The following is a 23686-nucleotide window of genomic DNA, read 5'->3' on the forward strand; positions in this document are numbered from 1 at the left end:
CAGGGCTTTTGAAGATTATTTTTTGAATTCCTTTGCGTGTGTTGGTCCGCCCTCATTCATCACGGTCCATAATGGGTCAACATCATAATCCATCGAAGACATCATTTCATCATGCCATTCATTAAGGATATAAACCGCTTCCTTACATATGTCGCGCCTTTCCTCGGCAAGATTAACTTGTTCATACGGATCTTCAGTTAAATGGAACAACATCTCTTTTGGGAAATTGTTATGTCCGTCATGATACGAGCGAATATATAACCAATCACCAAATCGAACACTTCGCTGACAAACATGGGCACATTGCGATAGAACCAGGTATTCTCTACCTGCAGACTCTCCCTTTACAATACTGTCAGAATAGCTTTGTCCATCCCATGATTCAACCTTTGGCGCTCCTAGTAAACTAGCAAGTGTAGGTGCAAGATCAAGATGATAGTGCAATCCCTCATCGACTGTTCCCTTTAACCCGTTTGGCCAGCGGAAAATCATTGGAATACGACACGTTCCTTGGTCAGCGGTTCCATGCTCAGAATAAATGCCTAATTCCCCCATATTTTCCCCATGATCAGCGCTAATCAGGATTGCCGTATCTTCCATAACTCCTAATTCTTCTAACTTCCGCAGTACCTGTCCGACATGATCATCCATATAACGAATGGCACAATCGTAATTGTCAATGATCATTCTTAAATCGTCGTAGGCTTCAATCTGCTTGCTATGTCGAGGCCAACGGTAATAATGTGTCTTTGCAAGCTCATTCATATGGTCAATACTGTGTTGATTTACCTTCTGTTGGTGAAGCTTAAAGACCTCTTCCGTTAACCATTCAGGCATCGGTTCATTGGCAAATGGATTGCCATAATCATCAGGTGTTCGATAAGGCGTATGCGGATCCCAGAAATTCAAGTGTAAAAACCAATGATCTGCATCGCCATTATCCTCAAGCCATTTAAGCGCAACAGGAAGAACTTGTTCAGCTGATTCTCCGCCGCCTCTGCCGATATTTAATACTTCATTAAAACCTGCATTGAACTTCCAGGCAGAATGTCTCTCAGCAAATGTACTAATAGTAGCGGTTTTGAAACCAAGCTGACGCAATGAGCCTGGAAGACTTTCCCGGTTTAAACGATCGTTAAAGCCGCGTCTTGGTCCTTCATGCCTCATATCAGCTGCAGTTCCGCCATGACCAACCACTCCATTATGAATCCCAAATTTTCCTGACATTAAAGCGGACCGTGATGGCAAGCAAGGTGCATCAGAACAATAATAATTGGTAAATCTCACGCCTTCCTTTGCAATCTCATCAATATTTGGCGAAGTATTCCGCTGATATCCATAGCAGCCTAAGTGATCGGGACGCAGTGAGTCTAAATCTAAATAGAGAATTCTCATTAAATAATCAACCACCCTTGATCATTAATTTTTATAGAGCATTTTACATAGAATCACTCTATATTTTCTCAAGCTTACAACTCACTATAAAAGAACGTAAATATGTATTATTTGTTTACTTGTCTTTTGCATCACCACAGGCTGGAAGGGCTTACAAAAATGATATATTATTATTCGGCATTTACAAATCGATCATAAGCGGTTTGATATACTTCCACCAATTGATCGACACCAAACTCCTTTATTGTCTGGACATAGAGATCCCAATTAGAAAGGGGTTCTTCTCCAGTAATAAATTTTTCTTCCATTTGTACTACATAATCATTTAAAACCATTGTAATACCTGTAATTTGATCCAATTCTTCCGGTTTTAAAAATACTTCCGGAAATGGGACTTGGCCGTTTGAAATGATTTTCGTTTCGGTTTCCCGATAATTGAACTCCGAAAATTCATTTTTAAACGATTTCGCATATTCACTATGGGTCCAATTCGGTACATTAATTCCATAATTCGGTGTTAAGGTTCCGCGATGATTTGGCGGCAGGTCAGAAATATATTTCCGTATCGTTTTTTCCTTATCTGCCCATTTCCATATATCTCCTTCATCTAAGGAATGCAGGAAGATCGAACCCTCTGAGGAGTATGAATAATCAATCCAGCGTATGGTCGCCTCTGGGTAAGGATTGACTTTCGTAATCGCAAACTGGCCGACACTTTGACCACTGCTGATCGGAATCACAGGCTTGGTAATAGTAGGACCTTTGACAGGCTGCATCATGGGATTTTCTAAGTTATCGGGCATACCTAAAAAAGCTCCAGGGCCCCAGTTCGCATACAGACCGACTTGATTAGCAAAACCTTTTGCATATTTTTGCTCATGAGATTGCGAGAAGGTTTCATGGTCGAGAAGTCTCTCTTCCCATAATCGATGCATAAATTCTAAATATGCATTATACTCAGGCTGAATCGCTCCATACTTGACTTGACCGTTATAAACTCCATGCTCGCTTGAAACTATGCCAAAGAACCCCATAAACCATTGATTGATTTCCTCCATTTTCGCAGCTGTTAACGGGATTTCATCCTTTTCCCCATTCCCATTGGGATCTTCATTTTTCATTCTTTTTAATAATTCATACAACTCGTCGGACGTCTTAGGGAGTTTGGTTACATTTAAAGCTTTTAGAAACGAACCATTGTACCAGAGCGGACTTCGATACCATCTAAGTGAGCGGTCAACGGATGGCAGTGCATAAATATGACCATCTAAAGCGGTAATCGATTTTTTTATATCCGGGTGTTCTTCAAACATCTTTTGGATATTTGGTGCGTATTGTTCAATTAATCCTTCCAGTGGAACCAACAATCCTTGGCTGCTGTATATGATAATTTCACTGTTAGACAAGGATGATGCATAGAAAATATCTGGAAGTTCATTGCTTGCAAACAGAAGTTTTTTTCTTGTTGTAAAACTATCAGAGGGAGGTGTATTAAAGATAAAATGAATATTTGTTTTTCTTTCCATTTCTTTAAAGTATTTCATGTTCTCCCATTTCGAGACCCCGACATTGGGAGCAAACATCGTCAGCGTAATTTTCTCATCGACAATCGGGAATCCTTTTTTATTGATTTCTATTTTTGGCTTAGAAATCGTCTCGTTCTTTTGATTTTGGGCGCTTCGAGAAGTGCAGGCTGATAAGACACTTAATAGAAAGAAAAAGCTCATAAATATCAAAAATCGTTTTTTCATCCTGTAAACCCTTTCATTTTAAATATATTAAAAGCACGTAAATATCAAAGACTATTCTATTAAGAATAACATACATAATTTGATAGATTTATCTCACCTTATCAAAATAATTAAAATTTTTCTATAATTCATAAATAAATTTTTAGTTTTTCCGGCCTTTTCACTTAAAATATTCTTTATAATGATAGTATCTTATTTTTGAAAGAAAGGTGAATGAATTTTGTTCAAGGTTTTTTCAAGATTGCAGCTAAAATACATACTCTCTTATATGTTAATTTTTCTTGTTCCATTTTCAACAATGGCTTTTATTTTTTATCAAAACTCTGTAAGCAGCTTACGAGAAGAAATTGAGCTTTCGAACTTGAATAATTTAAATAATATTAAAACCATAACGGATAACCGCTTAAAAGAATTGACAAAGACAGCACATCTCATATCATTTAATCCTAAATTAACACCTAATGTAATTAGGAAAAACGAATTTCAATCAGAAGCGATTAAACAACTTGAAAAGTATAAAGAAACCAGTTCTATTATCACGGAATTACATCTTTTTTATCAAAATCAAAATTTGATTTATTCTTCAAAGGGGCTAATGTCCAGTGATATTTTTCTTAAAAACCGGATTGCTAATCAAAGTCTGACTGAAGATACGTTAGCTAGTGAGATCATGAAAATTGATTCTCCACATGTGTCCACCAGCTTAACATTATTTTCTCATCATCCCGTATTTTTGTATCCGCTTTCCTCAGGTTCAGGAAATACTTATGGAACTTTGGTACTTGAATTGGATGAAACCTTTTTTAAAGAGATGACTCAAAACACGCTCGGCAGCTTCGAAGGAAATGTGTTTATTTTTAACCAAAATAATGAGAAAATCGGGACGTATTCGAATAACGAAGATTCCAGTGTGAAGACTGCTGATGTTATTAAAATCGTAAACAACCAATCCGGTATCAGTGAAATCAAGATAAATAACGTGAATTACTCCATTTCAACGGTCAAATCTGAAACAAGCAGCTGGTCATTCGTTACTGTTATACCGACGGAACAGTTTTTTAGCAAGGTCTCAGAGTTCAAAACGTTTATTTTCCTAGTGATTGCCTTTATTGTGTTTGCTACTACGATCATTTCAATCTATATTTCACTGAGACAATCTGGACCAATAAAGAAGCTAATTGATTTTGTTCAAAGAAAAGATCTTGACTATCAAGTAACGAGTAAGAATGAATTCGCCAGTCTGCAGCAGTCCATCGAGAATGTCTTTAAAAGCCATGAGTATTTAAATGATAAATTTGCCAAACAAGAACCATTAATCCGTGATCAATTTCTAATCATGCTTCTCCAAGGTCAGATGAAGGCTGTAGAACATGCAAAGGAATTGTTCGAATCCTTTGATTTCAACTTTGATGATTCTTATTTTTTTGTGATGACGGCTTCCCTCCCGCAGTCACATTTAAGTGAAATTAATTTAGAAGAATTAGAGTTTAGGACCAACCAGTTGCTGGCCGATACAACGGTGTATGAAGTGGAATTAATTAATGATAATTTGCTTGCTTACATAGTGAAGCGGAAAAGTGATAACCTGACTGAAAAACAGCAATTTTTAGACCGGTTTGAACAATTATTATTGGAGCTTGAACCTTCCATCATCATCGGAGTCGGAGAAACGTATAAAGGGAAGGAACAAATCAATCGTTCGTTTATTGAAGCATCGGCGGCACATGAAAATGGGAAGCTGAAGGAAAAGCAAGGAATTACCTCCTTCCTTCAACTTAAAGGATCCCAAGAATCCCTTTGGCTGCCTAAAGAGCACCTGCTTAAATTATCCCACAGCTATAAACAAGGAAATGCTGAAATAGCGAAAGAATCGACGAAAGCTCTACTTACTTGGTTAAAGCACAATCAATCATCGATCCTGTTATTTAAGCACATGAAATACGATATTATTAACACTATCTTTAAAACCGTTACAGAAATAGACATCACCTTTAATCTTGAAAAATTATATTACTTAACTGAAATAGAAGCTCTAGACCAGTTAGAGGAGAAACTTACAGTATTTACTGACGAAATCTGCTTTAAAATAAATAAAAACAAAGAAAATCAAAAATACGAGCTGCAATCTAATATTTTTAAATATATTGACGAGCATTATAATCAATATGATTTAAGCTTGGAGAATGTAGCTAATACATTTAACCTTTCTACTTCCTATTTAAGCCGCTTTATAAAAGAAGAAACAAGTATCACTTTTTCCCAATATGTATGGGAATTACGGCTTAATGAAGTGAAGAAACAATTAATAGAAACGAAGATGCCAGTGAAGGATATTGTTTCAGAAGTTGGCTATATCGATGTCCCGAATTTCACGAGAAAATTTAAAAGTGCCGTCGGAATTACTCCAGGTGAATATCGAAAATTAAAATCTGAAATACATTAGACAAGAGGCTGTACCCAATGGGTGCAGCCTCTTTCATTTATTCAAAGACGATTTCTTGTTCTTTTCCAGCTGATTCGTAAATAGCAGTTAAAATCTTCATCATTTCAACGCCATCATCAATCCCGCCGATTGGCTGCTCACCAGTTAGACAGCAATTGACGAAGTGATTAATTTCATTTTGAAAGCTATCAGAAAAATGAAACCATGGGTGATCAATTTGCGGTGTGCTATTCAGAATTGTATTGTTCTCCTCATGAACAATGACAAGACTGGGATCAATCTCAGCACCGCCTTTATCACCAAAGATAACAGCACTCGATTGATCCTGTTTCGCATGAAGCGTAAAGCTGACATCAACCATTAAAGACGCACCATTTTCAAAACGAATTAATGCATTGGCTAAATCTTCAACATTATTTTCCGGAGAGTAATCAGCCGCTTTATAAAAGGAAAGGTTTTTAATATTTGTGCGGTTACCTAGCTTATTATACGTATTAGCGCTGACAGTCTTGACTTTTGGCCGGCCCATTAAGTACCATAACAAATCGAGGACATGGACGCCAAGATCTATTAATGGACCGCCTCCGGAACGGGATTTATCTGAAAACCAGCCCCCTGGATTTCCAAATCTTCTTAAGTTTGATGCCTTCGCATAATAAATTTCACCTAATAAACCTGTATCGATATACTCTTTTAAAACAGCAATACTAGAAGCATGACGACGGACATAGCCAATCATAAATTGTTTATGGTTCCGGTCCGTTGCGGCTTTGATTTCCAGCGCCTCATCATAATTAATACATAATGGTTTCTCGCATAACACATGCTTTCGCGCATCTAATGCAGCGACGGAAATTTCCTTGTGTGTATTATTCCAGGTTACCACACTAATGGCATCCAGCTCCGGGTTTTTCAGCATTTCACGATAATCTGTAAAGACATTAGCAATCGAATACTTATTTGCTTTTTCGGAAGCACGTTCTTCTACCAAATCACATATAGCGGCTAATTCTACATCAGGATTATTTTTATAGGCTTCCAGATGTGCTTCTGACAATGAGCCTGCTCCAACTACGCCAACCTTCAACTTTTTCACTTTTTTCCTCCTCTATAATACATCATTATTTATAAATTTCGCCCAACACATCAATAAAGCACAGGATGATAGATTTGTCATTATTCCACTAGCCCTGTACGTTCCACCCCTTCTACGAAATGACGCTGGAAAATCATAAATATAAGTAATGGAGGCAAAATTGCAAGGAAGCTTGCTGCCATTTTAATCGCTCTAGCTTCAAAGGATGTAATTTGCTGGCTCTCAATAAAACTTGTTATAACTCGATCCATCTGAAGCAATTCACTGGCCAAAGGTAAACTTTTTGCATCTGCTAAAAACATTTGCGGGAAATAAGTATCATTCCACGTCCATACAAATGAAAACAGAAATACAACTAAAATTGCGGGTTTAGCTAATGGGAGCATGACCTTTAAATAGAATTTTATTGCTGTTGCCCCATCAATTTTAGCCGCTTCTTCGAGCTCCTTTGGCTGAGTGAGAAAGAATTGGCGGAAAATAATGACGAATAATGCCCCTTTTACTCCAAAGCCAAAAATAGATGGGATAATTAAGGTTAGAATCGAATTGTCCAGCCCTAAATTTCGAAATGCTACAATTGTAGGCAAAACAATCACCTGAGGAGGGATAATAAATGCCAATAACAATAGCCCAAAAACGAGTTTCTTAAACGGAAAATCCAATCGAGCCAAAGCATACCCAGCCAATCCTGTAGAAATACAATGGAAAACAGCTGCAGATAATGCCACGACAAAGCTGATTAAAAAAGACTTTGTATAATCAAGCATCTCCCACGCTTTCTCCATATGTCCAAAATAAATCTCCGTAGGAATCCAAGTAACCGTTGGATCAATGATATCCTCAGTGGTCATCAACATGTTAACCATCATTTTCAAAATAGGGTTAAGATAAATATAGGAAGTTGCAATAAAAATCGTGTATAAGAAGGCCTTGAAAAGAAGGCCCTCATTTATTTCTCTTCCAAGCACCGTATATTTAACGGACCTTAAACTTCTTGTAAGGAACGGATTGTACCTTACTTTATTCGCGGCTTTTTTTATTTCAACATTAGCATTCATGGTCTTCCCTCCTTAACCTTTTGATAATTTCTGACCTCTGTTCAACCGCATAAATATCATCATGACGATTAACAAGAATACAATAATGATAAGGAAATAGATCCATGCAAGTGCGCTGCTATATCCATAATTCCCTGTACCTATTAAATCAATGATCGGATTGAATGGGAAAGTAAACATATCGACAACGGTATAAATTAAATTCAAAAAGATAAACGGAGTCATAGCCGGCAAGGTTATTTTCCAAAAAACCTCCCATGGAGAGGCACCGTCTATCCGTGCTGATTCATAGGCTGAATTTGGGATTGTCTGACGGCCCGCCAAGAAAATCAAGATTTGTACACCCGAATACCATAATACTAATACGAAGCGATTCAATAATGTTTTAACAGGCTGGGCCCATGAACTGTTACCCAGGAAAGTATCTAAATACGCACCAATGGAAAAACGTTCTAAAAACCCTAAGCTTCCTTCTCCTTGATTAACAAACTCCGTTAATAGATATCCAGTAGTAAAAATGACCGGAAGGAAGAAAATTGCCCGAAATAAAAAACGTCCACGTAAATTTTGATTTAATAAAATCGCAATTAGTAGTGAAAAAATCAAAATAATCGGTACCATGATAACAACTTCTTGAAAATAAGGAATTAACTCATCATAAAAGGCAGAGCTGTTAAACAAGATTTCTCGATAGTAAGCAATTCCATTAAAGTCGTATTCCATACCTGAAGGAAGAACTTTTACCTTGTGGAAGCTCATATAAAGTGAAAATCCAAGTGGAAATGCTAGAAATATCATAAATCCCAATAACCAGGGAGCTATAAATAAGCTCCCTTCTAGGTTACGGGAAACCTTTGCACTTAATCTTCGACTTCTTTGCAATTTATTCCCCTCCTTCCAGTACAACGAAATCCTCAGCACCAATTTCAATTCCATCAATCGTGAAAGGATCTTTATTGTAATTGACCAAAATGCGTTTACCATTTTCATAGATTGTTTCAAATACGCCATCAGCAATCATGCGGTGATCTATAATAAACTGGCTTTGAACATCTCGAAGGGCATCATTAAATTGTTGATATTGTGCTGCAATCTCTTTTTCCCAATCTTTAAAGTTCGTACTATAAAAGCTGCGCATAGACCTTGATTCCAATAATTTATTCGATTGTTCATAGGTTACTAGAAATGAAGGATAGGCCCCGTATTCAATCCCCTTTAAAAAGGATTCCTTTACATTTCCACTCATATTACCGTAATCAAAGGAGTAGCCCACTAAGCCATGAAGCGCGATTTGTTCAAACGGCACGACTCTATCTACGAATAAGCCAAAGGAGTAGTCATGATCCATTTGATCAATATGACTGCTATTATTTAGCGCATAAAGGTTTCCAGATGTTACTCGAACATCACCAAGCACTTCTTTTGTTTTGTCAAAAATATCTTGTTGAATTTCTTTTGCTTCATGCCTTGAAGCGAAATGTCGATCATTGAAATCAGTCGCAAGCATTGCACCAATACCGGATCCGTATAAATAACCGTCTACCCCTAATTCCTTTACTCTCTCCAAATCTTTGAAAATGACATCTTTCATAAAGCGCGGACTAACAAAAGTTGTTTCCATTCCAGATCTTTTAAATTCAATAATCGAAGACCCTAGATCACGCAGACCATCTCGGCTTTGTCGAAAACCATCTTTTCCAGTATTGTTAAAGGAATAGGTACTGGCGTCTAAGAAAACTGACATTCCTTCTGAATGAGCGTAATCAACAAAGCTCTTCATCCCGCTGTTGCCGCCTAAATCTCTATCTACCGGGAAGTGCCCCCCATATTTTCCATAGCCGCCATTTTGCCAGCCAATATAAGTAATAGCCATATCCTTAATACCTTGCTTACTAAGGTCTTGCACAATCTGTTTTGCCTGATCCGTTGTAGTCAATGACAAAAACGAATCTGTAATAAAGCCATTTTTTGTTCCGCCGCCCAGAATATTTAATTGCAAATCAAGATTCTTTTTATCACTTTTTATCCGCTCAAAGCCGTGATTTTCGATTAAATATTGGCGATATCGTTCAGCCAAATCCACATAATCCGGATTTTCCTTCGCAATCATATAGTAACGGATAACACGCTTCGTTCGTTGGATGTCTTCTGTGTAGGTGAAATAGCCTTCTGTCTGCTTCTTATTCGTAGGCTGAAAAACTTTAAAACGAAATAAATGTTCACCAGTTGCCCAATTATATTGGCTCATTGACTGTGAGGGCGCTGATACAATACTTGAATAAGACTCACCTTTATGAATAACTCCCAATGTTGCTTGGTCACCCGCCACAATACCAAACACCGGCATCCTTATCGGAAGACTGGAAGAAAGATTCGAATTGGCGGCAAAAGCAATATCCTCGCCATATACTCTTTCACTATATAGATTAGTTGTACTTGAACGATTCTTTTTAAAGTCTACAAGTACGCCTGAGCCGTCTGGCAGAAGTATAAAGCCGTTTTCCTTTTCAGATGTTTCGGCACCAAGAAAAGGAAATAGTCTAAGTGAAACAAGCCGCGCCATTGGATCATTCATCTTCGTATCCTTTTGTTTAACATCGACAATATCTTCCGATAGAACAGTTGTTTCTACAAAATCCTTTTCTAGACGGACTTGGATTGGAATGACAAAACCAACTTTCGGAAGATTATAGGTTACTTGAAACCCGTTATCGATCTTTTTGAAATCAACCTCTCCATTTTGACTGATAAGATTGGATTCTTTGACCATGTCTTTTCGTACGTTCATTTCCACGTATGAAAACATGAATGGTGACTGGAGGTGAGCTTTCCATGCACTAGATGTTCCCTTTTGCTCCCAGCCATCTGGATTAGGAAAAGACCTCAATACCGCATTTGTCTCTTTATTTATAACGATAAAATGACCTGTCTCCGAATCCGCTTTGAGAATAAAGCCATCGTTTTCCGCTACATCCTGAAAGGTATTTGTATCTGGCAGTGCGTTAGGTTTATCATTTTTCGAAGATTTTTGTTTTTTCAACCCTATCTCTATGGTTGGCTTATTTGCTTGCTTTACATTATTCTCAGCAAACGCAGGGATTACCCAGCATGAAAGAAGTACCGCAAGTATCAAAATTATTAAGGTTTTCCTCTTTCTCATCACATTGTCACCTCCCGATAAAGGGTTAAGAAAAAGTCAATGGTCTCTGATGAAAGACCAATCACAATAAAAACTAAAACCCATAACATAATCATTGAAAACATGGATAGTAAACTAGTAATAATCGTTTCCCCGACTGAATAATTTTGCAGCGCCTGAATCATCCAAAAAAACAATGCAGCACTCCAAATAATCATCAGCACGTTGAAAAATCCGTAGATAGAAGATTCATTTAATGACATCAGGTTTGACAGTACCGCTAATGGTATACCGAGGAGAAGCACCGGGAATAGCGCATAGGCACTGCCAACAAACACATCTTTAAACCGTGCTTGCCCTTGCTTGATTGAACCAATTAAATAATGACAAATGACCCAAGATACCCATACCGTTGTAGAAACAGTCAAAATAGAATCGATATTTATGCTGCCAACAGCCACCGGTTGGAACGTAAAGCTAGTAAAATACATTTTGACAAGTACCATGACTATAACCATTAAAAGGATGATGATGGCGCTTGTATATCCGCCCTTATTTCGGTAACGAATATCGGCAAAGCCATCCAATGGATGTCTAAGGATATAAAATGCATGTTTTAACTGTTCAAGCAGTTTTATTTCCTTCAGCCATTTAAGTTTCTTTAGAAAGGAATCCTTTACACTCTTTCGTTTGCTTTTCCGACGATATTGTACTCCTGCAATGGATGTCAGTCCTATGACAACAAAGGCATTGGCTAAATAGGTAAAGTTGCTTTGGAACCAATTTAAACGAAGCTGCCAAAAGGAATCAGAGTACCCTTGGTCATCACCAGCGAGCTTATATAATTCTTTCGATTTTTCAAAATCCTCACGATAAAAGGCAGCTCGGGCCAGTCCAGTATAAGCAGGAGTAAACAGAGCGTTTTGTCTGACAATTTCACTCCAATACTTCTCACTTTCTACGTATTTGCCTTCCTGTGTCAGGATATATGCGTCTTGAACAGTTTTTCCAAATTGTGTTGGAACAAGGACCTGAACAAGATTTAACGAATCATCGAGAATGAAGATTTTGTTTTCAGAGTTTGTATCAAGTGCAACCGGACTTTGATTAACACCTATTTGAGCTGTCCCAGAAGTACTAGGAGCACCCCAAAAAAAGAGTAATTCTCCGTTTTGGTTGAATTGTGTTACTAAAGCATTGGCTTTGTCCGCAACGGTGACAATTCCATTTTCATCAACGGTGACATCCGTAAGGTCCGTACTTACTCCGGCCTGCCCTTCTTCTTTCACTGTGGAATCTTCTCGTAAAAAGCTTACATTTACATTTTCATTAAAAGAAAATTCCTTCCATTGATTCTCACCGCGAATGTTTAATTTTTTTATTTCCTCTGACTTGTCCTTAGATACGGTATAAATATATCCATTTTTATCAATTTCGACGTTACGGATCGGATTTGGAAGTAATCGGACCTGTCTTGCTAACTGTTCTTTTGTATAAAATACTTTACGAATTCTGTCCATGAGTGACACTTCCGATACATTGGTGCCATAAAATCCATAAAAGCCTCCATCAGGATAAAATTGAATAATCCCTTGGAATGTTCCGCGCGAAACGACATAAACGAAGCCGCGTCTATCAACAATCATATTGATCGGTTCATAGACAAACTTCTGATTAATATATTTTGATTCTGGACGTAAAAACTCCTGAATCATATTTCCTTCCTTATTTAAGCGAATGACCCTCTTATTCCCTGTATCTGCGATATAAATATCCCCATTATCGGTAATAAAAACACCTGAGGGCTCTTTCAATGGGCTTTCTGGCACCGTCAGGAACCTTACAAGTTTCCCGCCCTTGTCCAAATGAACAATACGATTATTACCCGTATCGGCGATATAGATATCATCCTGTTGATCAATAAATAAATCCTGGGGCTTATTTAATGGTGAGTAAATTTTCTCTCCATTTTCATCAACCATATAGATGTCCCGAGCTATGACTCCTTCAGGTTCATAAGCTGGCTGGGTAAAGATCGTTCGTCCAAAACCATCTACACTAAACGTATCAAACGGCGTGTCTGCCTTGACCGTTAATGAAGGTGATAGGATTATGGTTAACAGGCAAAGAACAACGATTATTGAATACCAATTTCTTCGGTTTTTTTTCATTGTTAAACCTCCGTTCCCCTTCTGGCTTATTTAATTCCAGAATGTGCCATTGTGGCAATAACTTTTCTCTGGAAGAATAAAAATATGATGAACTGAGGTAAAAACATGAAAAGCGCACCTGCTGCAGCAGCCCCTTGCCTCGCAACGGTATTTGCCAAATTTGCCGTAAGGGACATCATATAATATGGCAATGTTTTCATCGATTCATCTTGCATAAATAACTGTGAAGTTTCTACGTTACTCCAAGCTGATTGGAACGATATAATGCCAATCGTTGCGATGGCAGGTGTAACAATCGGCATGACGATTCGCAGAAATATACCAAATTCCGATGCACCATCTAGTTTTGCTGCCTCTAATAATTCATTTGGTACTTGATCAATAAATTGTTTCATTAAAAATACGCCAACTGGCATCGCAATCACAGGCAATACATGACCCCAATAGGAATTCATGATTCCTAAATTCTGTACGACCACATATCTCGGTATTTGCAGAACCTGTGGTACAAATAGAAGTGAAATCATGATTAATGAAAAGACAAGCTTGGCACCTGGGAATGGATGTTTCGACAATGCGTATGCACAAAGTGCACTCGTGACAACCATGGCAATCGTTGCAAGTACGGTAACGACCACACTGTTAAAAATGTATCTTGAAACGGGTACAAATGCGCTTGATGTTAATGACATGAGCTCAATAAAGTTCTGAAAGGTCGGATTTTGGACAATAAATGTTGGCGGAAAGAGAAATAACTCATGTAATGGCTTAAAAGCATGGTTGAAAATGTAAACAATCGGGAGCAGCATGAAGATTGATGCTACTGTTAGAAAAATTAGGATAATATATTGTGTTCGATCCAATCTTTTTAATTCCATTAAGAAATTGGTCCATTTCCACTTGCTTTCTTTTCCAAAATTCGTGAATGCTTCTATAAATCTCATTTATTACTTCCCCTCCTTTTCTTCTAATAGAAAAAAGAAGATACGACTTAATAGGAACATCATAACCAAAAGAACAACAGAAATCGCACTTGCATACCCCAACTCAAAGCGGATAAAACCATAATCATCGATATGACTAATCATTACCTGACCGGCGTAGTTGGGAGTAGGATTAGAGCCAGAAAGCTGAACACCCAGATTTCCAGCCTGTAATGTATGAATGATTGACATAACACCGGCAAATAATAATTGCGGTCTCATCATCGGAACCGTGATATACCATATTTCTTGTAATCTATTCGAAATGCCATCGATTTTCCCTGCATCGTAAAGCTCTTTATCCACATTTAACAAACCTGCCAGCATCGCTAAAAATCCGATGCCCATACTTGACCAGATGGAAACTACAATCATAATATTTAATAGCCAATCTTGATCCTGTAAGAAAATGATTGGTTCCGTAATAAATCCCCAATTTAATAGGAAACTATTAATGTAACCAGTTCGGTCTCCAGAGAACATGACTTGCCAAACTACAGTCATAGCAACGCCTGCTGCCAGCGATGGGACATACATAGCTAGTGCATATCCCATACGCAAGGTGTTTGGGAGCTGGGCAATGAACCAAGCAAGAAGAAAAGCAAGGACAAAACCAACCGGACCAACAAACAATGAAAATTTAAAGGTGTTCGGCAGGACATTTTGTAAAAATACAATATCCTGTGAGAATAAGGTTTGATAATTTAACCATGCTGACCATGTCGGAAATTGGATTGAGTTAAAATAGGTAAAGCTTAAACCCATGGCCGCTAAGACAGGAATAACAATAAAAATAGTAAACAAAATCATAAATGGTGCAATAAACAAATAAGATAGGCGGTATTCCCATATATTTGCCAATGTCTTGCTCGTACGGTAAGCAACTTCATCTTTCATTCTAGTTATTTTTGATGGTTTGATGGTACTAAGATTTCGTTTTTCAATTGGTTTTTCAATTGGCTTTTCAAGCTGAATATCATTGTTCATCCTGGTTCACTCCTTCCCACGGTTCTGTAATGATTGGTACATCCAAGGGATTCAATACCTTATTATTGTTATCAATAAGATTAAACTCCGATTGCTTTCTATTTAACTCACGGCTTATCGCTTTGATGGCTTTTTCCAATTCAATCCTAGGAACTCCGCCTTCGAGGACTGTTTGGTTCCAGGCAAATTCTAATTGCCTTGTGGTCATATATCCTCCAGGAACGTTCGCAATATCCTTCACCCATTGCCATTGTTCTAAAATGGCTTGTAAATCAGGTTCCCTCCAAGGCATTTTACTAAATGCCTGAACATTAGCTGAATTCCATCTAAATGTCTCCCCACGAAATTGTTCGAGATTTAGGCCATATTCCGTTTGAACCTCTGGAGACGAATACCACTTAATGAACTCCCATGCAAGACTCTGTTTTTCTTCAGACGTATCGTTAAACAGCATCATGCTCGTCGTGTCAACTCCCGTTCCCCCAGCCCAGCGGACATTCTCGCCTGATTCATTGATATGTCCAGGAATTGGTGCGATACCCCATGTGTCCAGAATTTCTGGGGCAGCAACGAGCAATTGCATATATTGGTTAAAATCTGCTATGCCGATAGGAAATGTTCCTTTCCGGAATTGTTGATAAAAGCTTTGAACCTGTCGATCCATTCCATGCAAATTAAAGAGATTTGTCCACTCCTCAAACGCCTGAAAAGCCTCAGGCTGGTCTAACCCTGTCTTCAATCCGTCAGCCGTATATAATTCAACATCATTTTGATAAAGCATATAGGAAAAATCTTTTGGATCAACAAAAAAATTCAGGTGATTTTGCAATAATGTCGGAAGCATTTCATAGACATCTTCCCATGTTTCAGGCACCTCTAATTGAAGTTGATCCAAGATATCTTTTCGATAAAATAACACTTTAAAATTAATTGTTTCTGGAATACCGTAGGTTCCCCCATCGTAATAGTAAGGAAGCATTGTACCTGGTGCATATTGTTTCAATAATTCCTCTGCACCCGGCATGGTTGAAATATCTTTAGCTGCTCCACGAACGGCCATTTCAAATGGCATCCCGCTTGGAACACCCAAGGCAACATCTGGCATGATACCCGCAGCTTTTGCCAATATTAATAAATTCGTATCTTGTATTAAGTTCACGTTTACCTTAATACCATATTTAGGTGTAAATTGTTGGTTTGCCAGCTGTTGAAGCTCTTCTGCATAATCTCTTCCCCACATCATCCAAACATTTAATTCTTTGTCTGATTGCTGCTCTAATTGATTTTGATCAGAAAAGGAGTAGAGTAAAGAATTAAAAGTCCCATTTATTTTCTCGAACCAATTTGCCGTCATAGGAGGAAATTCTGTCTTGTCTGGAGCAATGAAAAACTTGTCTACCTGCAATGGACTATTCATTAATTCCTGTCTCTGAGTTTCCAGTTTATCTTGCAATGCGCCTATTCTTACTTGGCTATTAGGAATTTCACCGGGTTCCTCCAGCAAGAAGGAGATATCTTGAATAATTGATTCCAAGGCTTGGGAGACATTGCTTTGTTCACCATTTATCTCTAACATTTGTTTGGCTATTTTTTCAAACTGTTTCTTCATTGTTTTTAATTGGTCAAGCAATCCTGGAAGCTCTTCCTCTACATTCCAGACTCTAAACTGATCCTCTTGGTTACCTGAGGCAAGCCGAAGTTCTTGTGATATCGCTCTGATTTCATTGGCTAATTCGTCCATCTGAGCAACTAACGGTACAAACGGTTCATAGGTTGCTTCAAGTGAAAGGGTATGCTTACCTTTATCTAAATAAAAGGAATAAGGGCTTCCATTTTTTTCATTAAGAATAATCTCTTGCCATCCTGTGGCATATGAAATTTGATAATGCTTCATTTCTTCAAAAGGTATTTGTCCATCAATATAAATCGTTCTGAAGGTAGATAAATTTTTCCTGAAATTTTGAAGTCCACGAAATCCAATCTTGTAGATTCCATTTTCAGGAACTTCAAATTCCCAAGTAACAGCCTGTCCGCCTTGATACCAGTTCGCGCCACCCAATGTATTAAACTTAATCATTTTTAGTGATTTCGGTGTGGTTAAAGGGTCACGGTCATATTGAACTTGAATAGAGGTGGAATTCTTCTTGTTAAACTTTTCGGCTTCAATGGTAATGAACTTCCCAGATTTTGAGGAATTTGAAGGATATGTTTCCTTTACATCCTGATAAGTCTTGGATGATTCTGGTGATTTAATCTCAACGGATTTCAGGGCAATCGAGTCCCTTAGGACTTGTAAACGAATACTATTTTCTCCCTTTTTCAAATGAAACAATAACGGTTCAACATTTACACCCCCCGAATCGCGAAGTGCTTCAGTCTTCCATCCCGTTACTTCTTTTACAAGTGACCTAATTTGGTTCCCATTGTCATCATATTGGGGCTTCTCATCGCGAAATTCCCTTTTTAGCTCTATGGATCGGGATTCCCTATATGGATAAGAACCATTAAGCTGGACATTAAAGATCACTGATTGCCTAGTACCTCCATCCGCTTGTAATAAGGGGGTATATTCCAACGCAATTTCATATAATCCCTCATTCTGAACATCAACAAGATATTCCACCCAGCCCGTTGGTTTTGACCAAAGTAATACATTATCTTTTCCGCCATAAGATTCTAAAGTAACACCAGCATCAGTGGATTTATTTGAAAAGCTGCCCGCTTCTATTTGCAAATTGTCGGTCCCTTGATTTACCCCTTCACTTTTCCACTTTTGTTCCATTTCGTGGTAATAAGGCTCCAGATTCCTTTCAAATGTGCCTGTACTCGCAGTTTCCTTTGTATTCTTATTCTCATCAGCGTATACGGTCTGACTTTGATTGTTAGAAAAAGGCAACATTGTACTTATGATTAAAACGATAATTAAACCAATACATAGTAATCTCTTACTATGTGACTTCTGAATTTGTTGTGCCATCTTTTCACCCCATTCAAATTGGCAGCAATTTTTCTGTTTTACTGTTAAAAAACAACACCTTATCCATATCTATGGCTACCCTCATCTCTTCGCCTTCCCTAAATGGGAATCTAGGGTGGGCACGGACCGTAAATGACTCTTTTCCTTGTGTCGAAAGATGATAGTAGTGATCGGAGCCGATAAACTCATTAAATTGTAATACCCCTTTCATCGTGGCATGAGGGTATGTATCGAACATTTCCTTTTCAAAACTAAAAAATTCTGGTCTTATCCCCATAATAATGGTGTAACTAAGACCGCGTTGTTCATTAAACAATTTCGCTTGGCGATCGGTTAACCTAATGCTGAAGGTTTTTGCGGAAAAGGTTAAATAACCGTTTATTTCCTCTAATGTGCCTTCAAAAAAATTCATAGGCTGATTACCAATAAACTTTGCTACAAAAATATTTTGTGGTTTATTGTATATTTGCTGAGGAGTATCCACCTGCTGAATGATTCCTTTATTCATAACAACAATTCGATCTCCCATCGTCATAGCTTCGATTTGATCGTGGGTAACATAAATCGTTGTTACTCCCATCGTCCGATGCAGCCTAATTATCTCAGCTCTCATCTGAACACGCAGTTTAGCATCTAAATTAGACAATGGCTCATCCATTAAAAATGCCTGTGGCTGTCGCACGATTGCCCTCCCTAAAGCAACACGCTGTCTCTGACCGCCGCTTAGTTCTCTTGGTTTACGATTAAGAAAGTTACCTATTTCCAGTACGTCTGCTGCTCGTTTCACCGCTGCTTCAATTTCATGTTTTGGTATCTTTCGAATCCGGAGCCCAAAAGCGATATTTTCATAGACTGTCAAATTAGGATATAAAGCATAGTTTTGGAATACCATCGAGATATCTCTATCCTTTGGCGGATAATTATTCACCAAGGTATCCCCAATATAAATCTCACCTTCAGAAATATCCTCAAGTCCTGCGACCATTCTAAGAGTCGTCGACTTCCCGCACCCAGAAGGGCCTAAAAATACTAAAAACTCTTCATCTTCAATTTCCATATTAAAATTATCTACTGCAAGTTCTTTGAATTTACCGTACCGTTTCGTAACATTATTCAACAAAATTCTTGCCAATGAAGTAACCTCCTAAGACAAAGTTTTCCAATATTTGATATTTTTTATTTTACATATCTTTGTGTGAATATAGTGTGAAAATTAGAGAAAGGCGACACTCTGAGGTTAGATTCGGACTGATCTATAAATCTTTAAAATACTTAAAAGGAAACTCTGCAATGATAACCATGCAGAGCCTCCGTTCATTTTAATTTTTTTTGCTTCTTCATCTTGAGTAAAAGGTGATTTACTCTGATTCCATTTGTGTTCGTACATTTTCCTCAGCTGTTTCTTGAAGAATACGTAAAAACTCATTGATATCTTTTCCGGAGTTAACATATTCGATAGGAGCTGTCCATAAAACATCGTCACTGTATTTCGCACTCTTTTCTGGACCAGTTGCATATTGATGAATAAATAGTGATTCAAGATTTTTTTCATGGAACTCTGGTTTATTCTCAGCATACGCAGTATGAATATCTGGATTTACTAGCACTGAAGCTCCACCATCTTTTGACATTTCCAACTGTACTTCGTCAGAGAATAAATATTCGATAACCTCTAATGCTGCTTCCTTATGTTCACTTGGTGCAGTAATGGCATGTCCATTGCCATTTGGTGCAGGGGCAATTCCTTCCAAACCTTCCCATACAGGGAAAGACACAATATCAACATTCTCCTGTGCTAACCAGCCATGGTGAGTCTTGGCAGGTGCCATGGCAACGTTGCCTTCACCGAATGCTGCTCCCCAGTTATGAAGAAGACTGCCAGGCTCCTCTGCAGGGTAATTTCCTGGAATGGAAGTGACTGCTTTCACCATTTCCAAATATCTTCTATATGCTTCTGATCCTGTTATTAATACTTCGTTTGTTTCTGGATCAACTGAATTTTGACTAAATTGAGTATAGGCATCATAAGGAACGTCAAGATCCAATCCTCGGTACTGTACACCATTCATTTCACGTGTTAATTCTTTGGCTAGTTCCGTTACTTCTTCCCATGTCATATTATCAGTTGGATAATCTACACCAAGAATATCGAAAACATCCTTGTTATAGTGCAGCGAAAAAGTAGCACGGCCAGTTGGAATTGTATATAATCCACCTTCTTGTTTTGGATCTTGGTTACGTGCAAATTGAATGATTGATGGGTCAAAACGGTCTAAATCAAAGCCTTCTTTTTCCATTAGCTCATCCATATTGTAAGCCAGGCCAATGTCTTCCAAAAAAGGCGTATGTGTCATGAGACCCATCGTTACGATATCCGGACTCTTTCCTGCTGCTACCAGCTGTTCAAGGGTTTCAGCATTGTCTGTCCCAGCTTCCTGCACCTCAATTGTGATGTGAGGGAACTTTTTTTCAATATACTTTCCGATACTATTCTGGAAAGTCTCTTCCCCCCATTGATACGCCCATCTTAATGTAATTTCTTCGGGTTCCGTTTCCTTTTCTTTAGCACCTTTTTTATCATCAGCGTTCGTTGGTGCTGATGTATTGCTGCAAGCAGCAATTATGGAGAGAGTTAACAATACCGTGAGAACTAAAAACAAAGCTTTCTTCATCTTTTTCATGATTAGGATTACCCCCTTTGAGTTATAAGGAAATTTTTAAAAATAATTACTAAAATAAAACAAGCAGCGATAAATCTTTTAACCTCCTCCCAATTCCAACCATTATTTTTTTGGCAATTCACTAGTGGCCCTTGCCTTATTCGCTTCCATATGTAAGCGCATACCAAGATACTACTCTATAACTTGTGAATTTAGTGTGAAAATTCACTCTATAACTAATTCGCTATTAAAATGGGTATTTTCACTCATATTTACTTAAGCAGCCTTAACACCATTAGTCAGCTTATTCCTAGTTCTGCACAATATGGTCATAAATAAGGTTTGAACCACACTCATAACATACCCATAAGCAAATACTGATCCTGCCATCATCAATGGTCCCCAGAACCAATGAATGAGGAAGCTAATCAAACTGGATGTTATATACATAATTAAAATGAGAGAAAATGAAACGAACAGAGAGTTTTTAAGATATCCTCTGCTCAATTTCAATGCTGCTGTAATACTTACACGGTCCACTACAATGGTGAATTCCAAATAAATGAACAAGATCCGTAAACTTATAAAAAAAACAAGCGCAGCAAAAATCCCAATCATATTAAACATCAGAACTAAAAAACTAGTAACAGCAATTTTGCCAAAAAATATAATGATTCCTAGAAAAATAAATTGCAGCCAACTTTTTTTCCCAGCATGAAAGAATTGTGATAAGTTAAAATTCTTTTCACTGACGATGGAATACAAGTAATGAATGTATCCACCTTGAAGAAAGGCCCCTATGACGATCATTATTATGACAATCAGCCAGGTATAGGCTGCTAGATTAGGACTATTTAAGAGATCAATATTATTCGCGAACAGCGGAATATTCGAGACATGACTGGCAGAAGGCAGTCCCATTTCTAAAATTAACCGAATGGACGTCCTCTCTTTACCATCCATACCGACAATCGACCAGCCTATTACAAATGCAAGCAAATCATACAGTATCGGAAACAAAATGAGAGTGATATGGTGGTGAACTTTCCTGAATGCATAAACAAGTAACATGAAAACCCTCCAACTCTTATTTCTAATGGTTCGTTCAACCCTTAAATAATAAATTAAGAGCTTTCGGCTAAAAGTCCGGAACTTTCGATTATTGGGGCCTGATCGACTAGACAGTTGAATTTATACCCCGCTCCTGTTTTTGTGACGATATATTTAGGAGTACGCGGGTTTTTCTCCAGTTTTTTCCTTAAATTTTTTATATGTGCATCCATTGTCCGCCCATCACCAATAAAACGGTACCCTTGAACAATATAGGACAAGTCTTGCCTGCTAAATACTTTTCCAGGTTTTTGTGCAAACGCATGCAGGATTTTAAATTCAGTAGATGTTAATTGGACAGATTTCCCTTCCACCTGCACTTCTTGTGTTTCAAAATTAATCACAAGGCTTTTTTGATTAAAGCAAATCACCTTTTGGCTTTTCTTTGTAAACCTTTCAATTCTCCTAATCAATGCTTTAATCCGTGCCAATACCTCATTAATGCGGATTGGCTTAATAAGATAATCATCTGCTCCGATATTCAGCGCATGGATGATATCTTCTTCTCTCGACCTTGAAGACATAATCAAGAGCGGTACATTCGTTATTTTTCTAATTTCTTTACAGACTGTATCACTTGGTAACTTCGAAATCATTGGGTCTAAAAGAACTAAATCTACTTTGATCTTTTGAATTTTCTGCAAAGCTTCTAATCCATCACTGGATGTCAAAACTCTCCAACCCTCGCTTAAGAAACTATTCTTTAAAAGATCTCTACTTAATACATCCTTTTCGATAATTAGAATATTCATCATAAGCCCCCTAATCAATTAATGTTTGCGTTCCTCTTTATGTTGAGGTAACTTGAAAATAATTTGATACGCATCGAATTGTAAATATTCTGTTAAATGCTGTCGATTTGATTATAGGATTTCTGAAAAGAAAAGGTCGATATGTAGGTTATCCTTTATGTGTTTTCTTTGCTAACGCTTTCAACCCTTTTATAAAATTGTCATTTAAGAATTGCTTTTATGAATGACAATTTTTGATTTTAGGAACAAAAAGGGGAGCCCTATTGAATGGGGGCTCCCCTTTTTTTGGTATTATGCTTTAGAAATATCAATAAATCCTTCTCCAAATACATCTCGAACATCGTGGATTGCAATAAATGCAGTCGGATCGGTAGCTTGAACAATGCGTTTCAGCTTTATGACTTCTTGCTTACTAATTACAATATAAAGAATCTCCTTGGGGGTTTTTGTGTAATAACCATGACCCGAGTAAACAGTTACACCTCTATCCATTGATGTCGTCACCTGTTTGGCAATGTCATTCGGTTTATCAGAAATAATCGTAATGGCCTTTTTCGGATTTAAACCTTCAATCACAAATTCCATTACTTTCGTACCTACATAAAGCATAATAATGGTTAACATCAGCTTTTCTGCACCGATGATAAAATAAGATGAGAAGGCAACAAGTAAGTCGAAAAACAATAGACCATAGCTAATACTCCATCCTAAATACTTATGTGTAATTCTTGCTAGGATGGTAGTTCCTGCTGATGTTCCTCCAACTCGAATAATGAAGCCTATTCCAACCCCGATAATTACTCCGCCAAAAATGGCATTCACCATTAATTCATCAGAAGCAATCCTCCAGCCTTCTGTCAAATGAAGAAAAAGCGAATTAAAAACTACTGCAATGATCGTATAAATCGTCGTGACCTTATTCAAAAATTTGTAACCAACCATTAACAAAAAGGCATTCAATATTAAGCTGACTAAACCTGGCGACCAGCCAAATAAATAGTAGGCAATTATAGTTATACCCGTAACTCCGCCTTCCCCAAGCTCGTTCGGAATAACAAATAAATTAACACCTAACGCAAACAAAAATGCACCAATAATGATAAAAATGATGTCTATCGTCCCTTTTTTCATACACTACCTCACTGCTAATAAAATATAGATTCA

At 37.7% G+C, this 23686-nt stretch carries 16 protein-coding genes; 1 reads left to right on the forward strand and 15 read right to left on the reverse strand.

The window, feature by feature from the left end; all coding sequences use genetic code 11:
• Positions 1–15: 15 nt before the first annotated feature.
• Both MLOOGBEN_RS08550 and MLOOGBEN_RS08555 read right to left on the reverse strand, forming a co-directional pair.
• A complete protein-coding gene (locus MLOOGBEN_RS08550) occupies positions 16–1395 on the reverse strand; it encodes a sulfatase family protein (protein ID WP_179157830.1) in 1380 nt (459 codons plus the stop codon).
• Between the two features lie 170 nt (positions 1396–1565).
• Positions 1566–3146 carry an extracellular solute-binding protein gene (locus MLOOGBEN_RS08555; RefSeq protein ID WP_179157831.1) on the reverse strand — a complete coding sequence of 527 codons (1581 nt, stop codon included), beginning with the start codon at positions 3144–3146 and terminating at the stop codon, positions 1566–1568.
• 220 nt (positions 3147–3366) lie between these two features.
• On the opposite strand from MLOOGBEN_RS08555, the gene MLOOGBEN_RS08560 reads away from it, so the two are divergent.
• Positions 3367–5589 (forward strand): AraC family transcriptional regulator, encoded by a 2223-nt coding sequence (locus MLOOGBEN_RS08560; protein WP_179157832.1) that lies wholly within the window; start codon positions 3367–3369, stop codon positions 5587–5589.
• Between the two features lie 37 nt (positions 5590–5626).
• On the opposite strand, the gene MLOOGBEN_RS08565 is transcribed toward MLOOGBEN_RS08560, so the two are convergent.
• From MLOOGBEN_RS08565 to MLOOGBEN_RS08625, 13 genes are all read right to left on the reverse strand, one after another.
• On the reverse strand, positions 5627–6685 hold the full coding sequence (locus tag MLOOGBEN_RS08565; RefSeq protein WP_179157833.1) for a Gfo/Idh/MocA family protein: 1059 nt from the start codon (positions 6683–6685) through the stop codon (positions 5627–5629).
• A gap of 80 nt (positions 6686–6765) precedes the next feature.
• On the reverse strand, positions 6766–7743 hold the full coding sequence (locus MLOOGBEN_RS08570) for a carbohydrate ABC transporter permease (protein WP_179157834.1): 978 nt from the start codon (positions 7741–7743) through the stop codon (positions 6766–6768).
• 12 nt (positions 7744–7755) lie between these two features.
• Positions 7756–8625 carry a carbohydrate ABC transporter permease gene (locus tag MLOOGBEN_RS08575; protein WP_256988993.1) on the reverse strand — a complete coding sequence of 290 codons (870 nt, stop codon included), beginning with the start codon at positions 8623–8625 and terminating at the stop codon, positions 7756–7758.
• Between the two features lies 1 nt (position 8626).
• The gene (locus MLOOGBEN_RS08580) at positions 8627–10903 is read right to left on the reverse strand and encodes a DUF5696 domain-containing protein (RefSeq protein WP_179157835.1); all 2277 of its coding nucleotides are present in this window, start codon (positions 10901–10903) and stop codon (positions 8627–8629) included.
• Positions 10903–13053: a YIP1 family protein gene (locus tag MLOOGBEN_RS08585; RefSeq protein ID WP_179157836.1), complete on the reverse strand. Its 2151-nt coding sequence runs from the start codon at positions 13051–13053 to the stop codon at positions 10903–10905. The genes MLOOGBEN_RS08580 and MLOOGBEN_RS08585 overlap by 1 nt, the downstream gene beginning before the upstream one ends.
• A gap of 26 nt (positions 13054–13079) precedes the next feature.
• Positions 13080–13931, reverse strand: a complete 852-nt coding sequence (locus tag MLOOGBEN_RS08590) for a carbohydrate ABC transporter permease (protein ID WP_256989005.1) — start codon at positions 13929–13931, stop codon at positions 13080–13082.
• A 69-nt stretch (positions 13932–14000) separates the two neighbouring features.
• Positions 14001–15023 carry a carbohydrate ABC transporter permease gene (locus tag MLOOGBEN_RS08595; protein ID WP_483296382.1) on the reverse strand — a complete coding sequence of 341 codons (1023 nt, stop codon included), beginning with the start codon at positions 15021–15023 and terminating at the stop codon, positions 14001–14003.
• Complete coding sequence (locus MLOOGBEN_RS08600) at positions 15013–18000, reverse strand: extracellular solute-binding protein (RefSeq protein ID WP_179157838.1); 2988 nt, start codon at positions 17998–18000, stop codon at positions 15013–15015. Before MLOOGBEN_RS08600 ends, MLOOGBEN_RS08595 begins: the two co-directional genes overlap by 11 nt.
• A 13-nt stretch (positions 18001–18013) precedes the next feature.
• A complete protein-coding gene (locus MLOOGBEN_RS08605; protein ID WP_179157839.1) occupies positions 18014–19132 on the reverse strand; it encodes an ABC transporter ATP-binding protein in 1119 nt (372 codons plus the stop codon).
• Positions 19133–19358: 226 nt separating this feature from the next.
• Complete coding sequence (locus MLOOGBEN_RS08610; RefSeq protein ID WP_179157840.1) at positions 19359–20681, reverse strand: ABC transporter substrate-binding protein; 1323 nt, start codon at positions 20679–20681, stop codon at positions 19359–19361.
• Between the two features lie 255 nt (positions 20682–20936).
• The gene (locus MLOOGBEN_RS08615) at positions 20937–21731 is read right to left on the reverse strand and encodes a hypothetical protein (protein ID WP_179157841.1); all 795 of its coding nucleotides are present in this window, start codon (positions 21729–21731) and stop codon (positions 20937–20939) included.
• A 53-nt stretch (positions 21732–21784) separates the two neighbouring features.
• Positions 21785–22522 carry a response regulator transcription factor gene (locus MLOOGBEN_RS08620; protein ID WP_179157842.1) on the reverse strand — a complete coding sequence of 246 codons (738 nt, stop codon included), beginning with the start codon at positions 22520–22522 and terminating at the stop codon, positions 21785–21787.
• 291 nt (positions 22523–22813) lie between these two features.
• Positions 22814–23653, reverse strand: a complete 840-nt coding sequence (locus MLOOGBEN_RS08625; protein WP_179157843.1) for a YitT family protein — start codon at positions 23651–23653, stop codon at positions 22814–22816.
• Positions 23654–23686 lie beyond the last annotated feature (33 nt).

Source organism: Bacillus sp. EB106-08-02-XG196 (assembly GCF_013396335.1).
GTDB lineage: Bacteria > Bacillota > Bacilli > Bacillales > Cytobacillaceae > Neobacillus.

Coding starts and splice junctions, on each gene's coding strand:
- MLOOGBEN_RS08610 (WP_179157840.1), bottom strand. CDS start 20,681: ATGAAAAAGATGAAGAAAGCTTTGTTTTTAGTTCTCACGGTATTGTTA.
- MLOOGBEN_RS08550 (WP_179157830.1), bottom strand. CDS start 1,395: ATGAGAATTCTCTATTTAGATTTAGACTCACTGCGTCCCGATCACTTA.
- MLOOGBEN_RS08585 (WP_179157836.1), bottom strand. CDS start 13,053: ATGAAAAAAAACCGAAGAAATTGGTATTCAATAATCGTTGTTCTTTGC.
- MLOOGBEN_RS08615 (WP_179157841.1), bottom strand. CDS start 21,731: ATGTTACTTGTTTATGCATTCAGGAAAGTTCACCACCATATCACTCTC.
- MLOOGBEN_RS08570 (WP_179157834.1), bottom strand. CDS start 7,743: ATGAATGCTAATGTTGAAATAAAAAAAGCCGCGAATAAAGTAAGGTAC.
- MLOOGBEN_RS08590 (WP_256989005.1), bottom strand. CDS start 13,931: ATGGAATTAAAAAGATTGGATCGAACACAATATATTATCCTAATTTTT.
- MLOOGBEN_RS08595 (WP_483296382.1), bottom strand. CDS start 15,023: ATGAACAATGATATTCAGCTTGAAAAGCCAATTGAAAAACCAATTGAA.
- MLOOGBEN_RS08625 (WP_179157843.1), bottom strand. CDS start 23,653: ATGAAAAAAGGGACGATAGACATCATTTTTATCATTATTGGTGCATTT.
- MLOOGBEN_RS08555 (WP_179157831.1), bottom strand. CDS start 3,146: ATGAAAAAACGATTTTTGATATTTATGAGCTTTTTCTTTCTATTAAGT.
- MLOOGBEN_RS08600 (WP_179157838.1), bottom strand. CDS start 18,000: ATGGCACAACAAATTCAGAAGTCACATAGTAAGAGATTACTATGTATT.
- MLOOGBEN_RS08580 (WP_179157835.1), bottom strand. CDS start 10,903: ATGAGAAAGAGGAAAACCTTAATAATTTTGATACTTGCGGTACTTCTT.
- MLOOGBEN_RS08620 (WP_179157842.1), bottom strand. CDS start 22,522: ATGAATATTCTAATTATCGAAAAGGATGTATTAAGTAGAGATCTTTTA.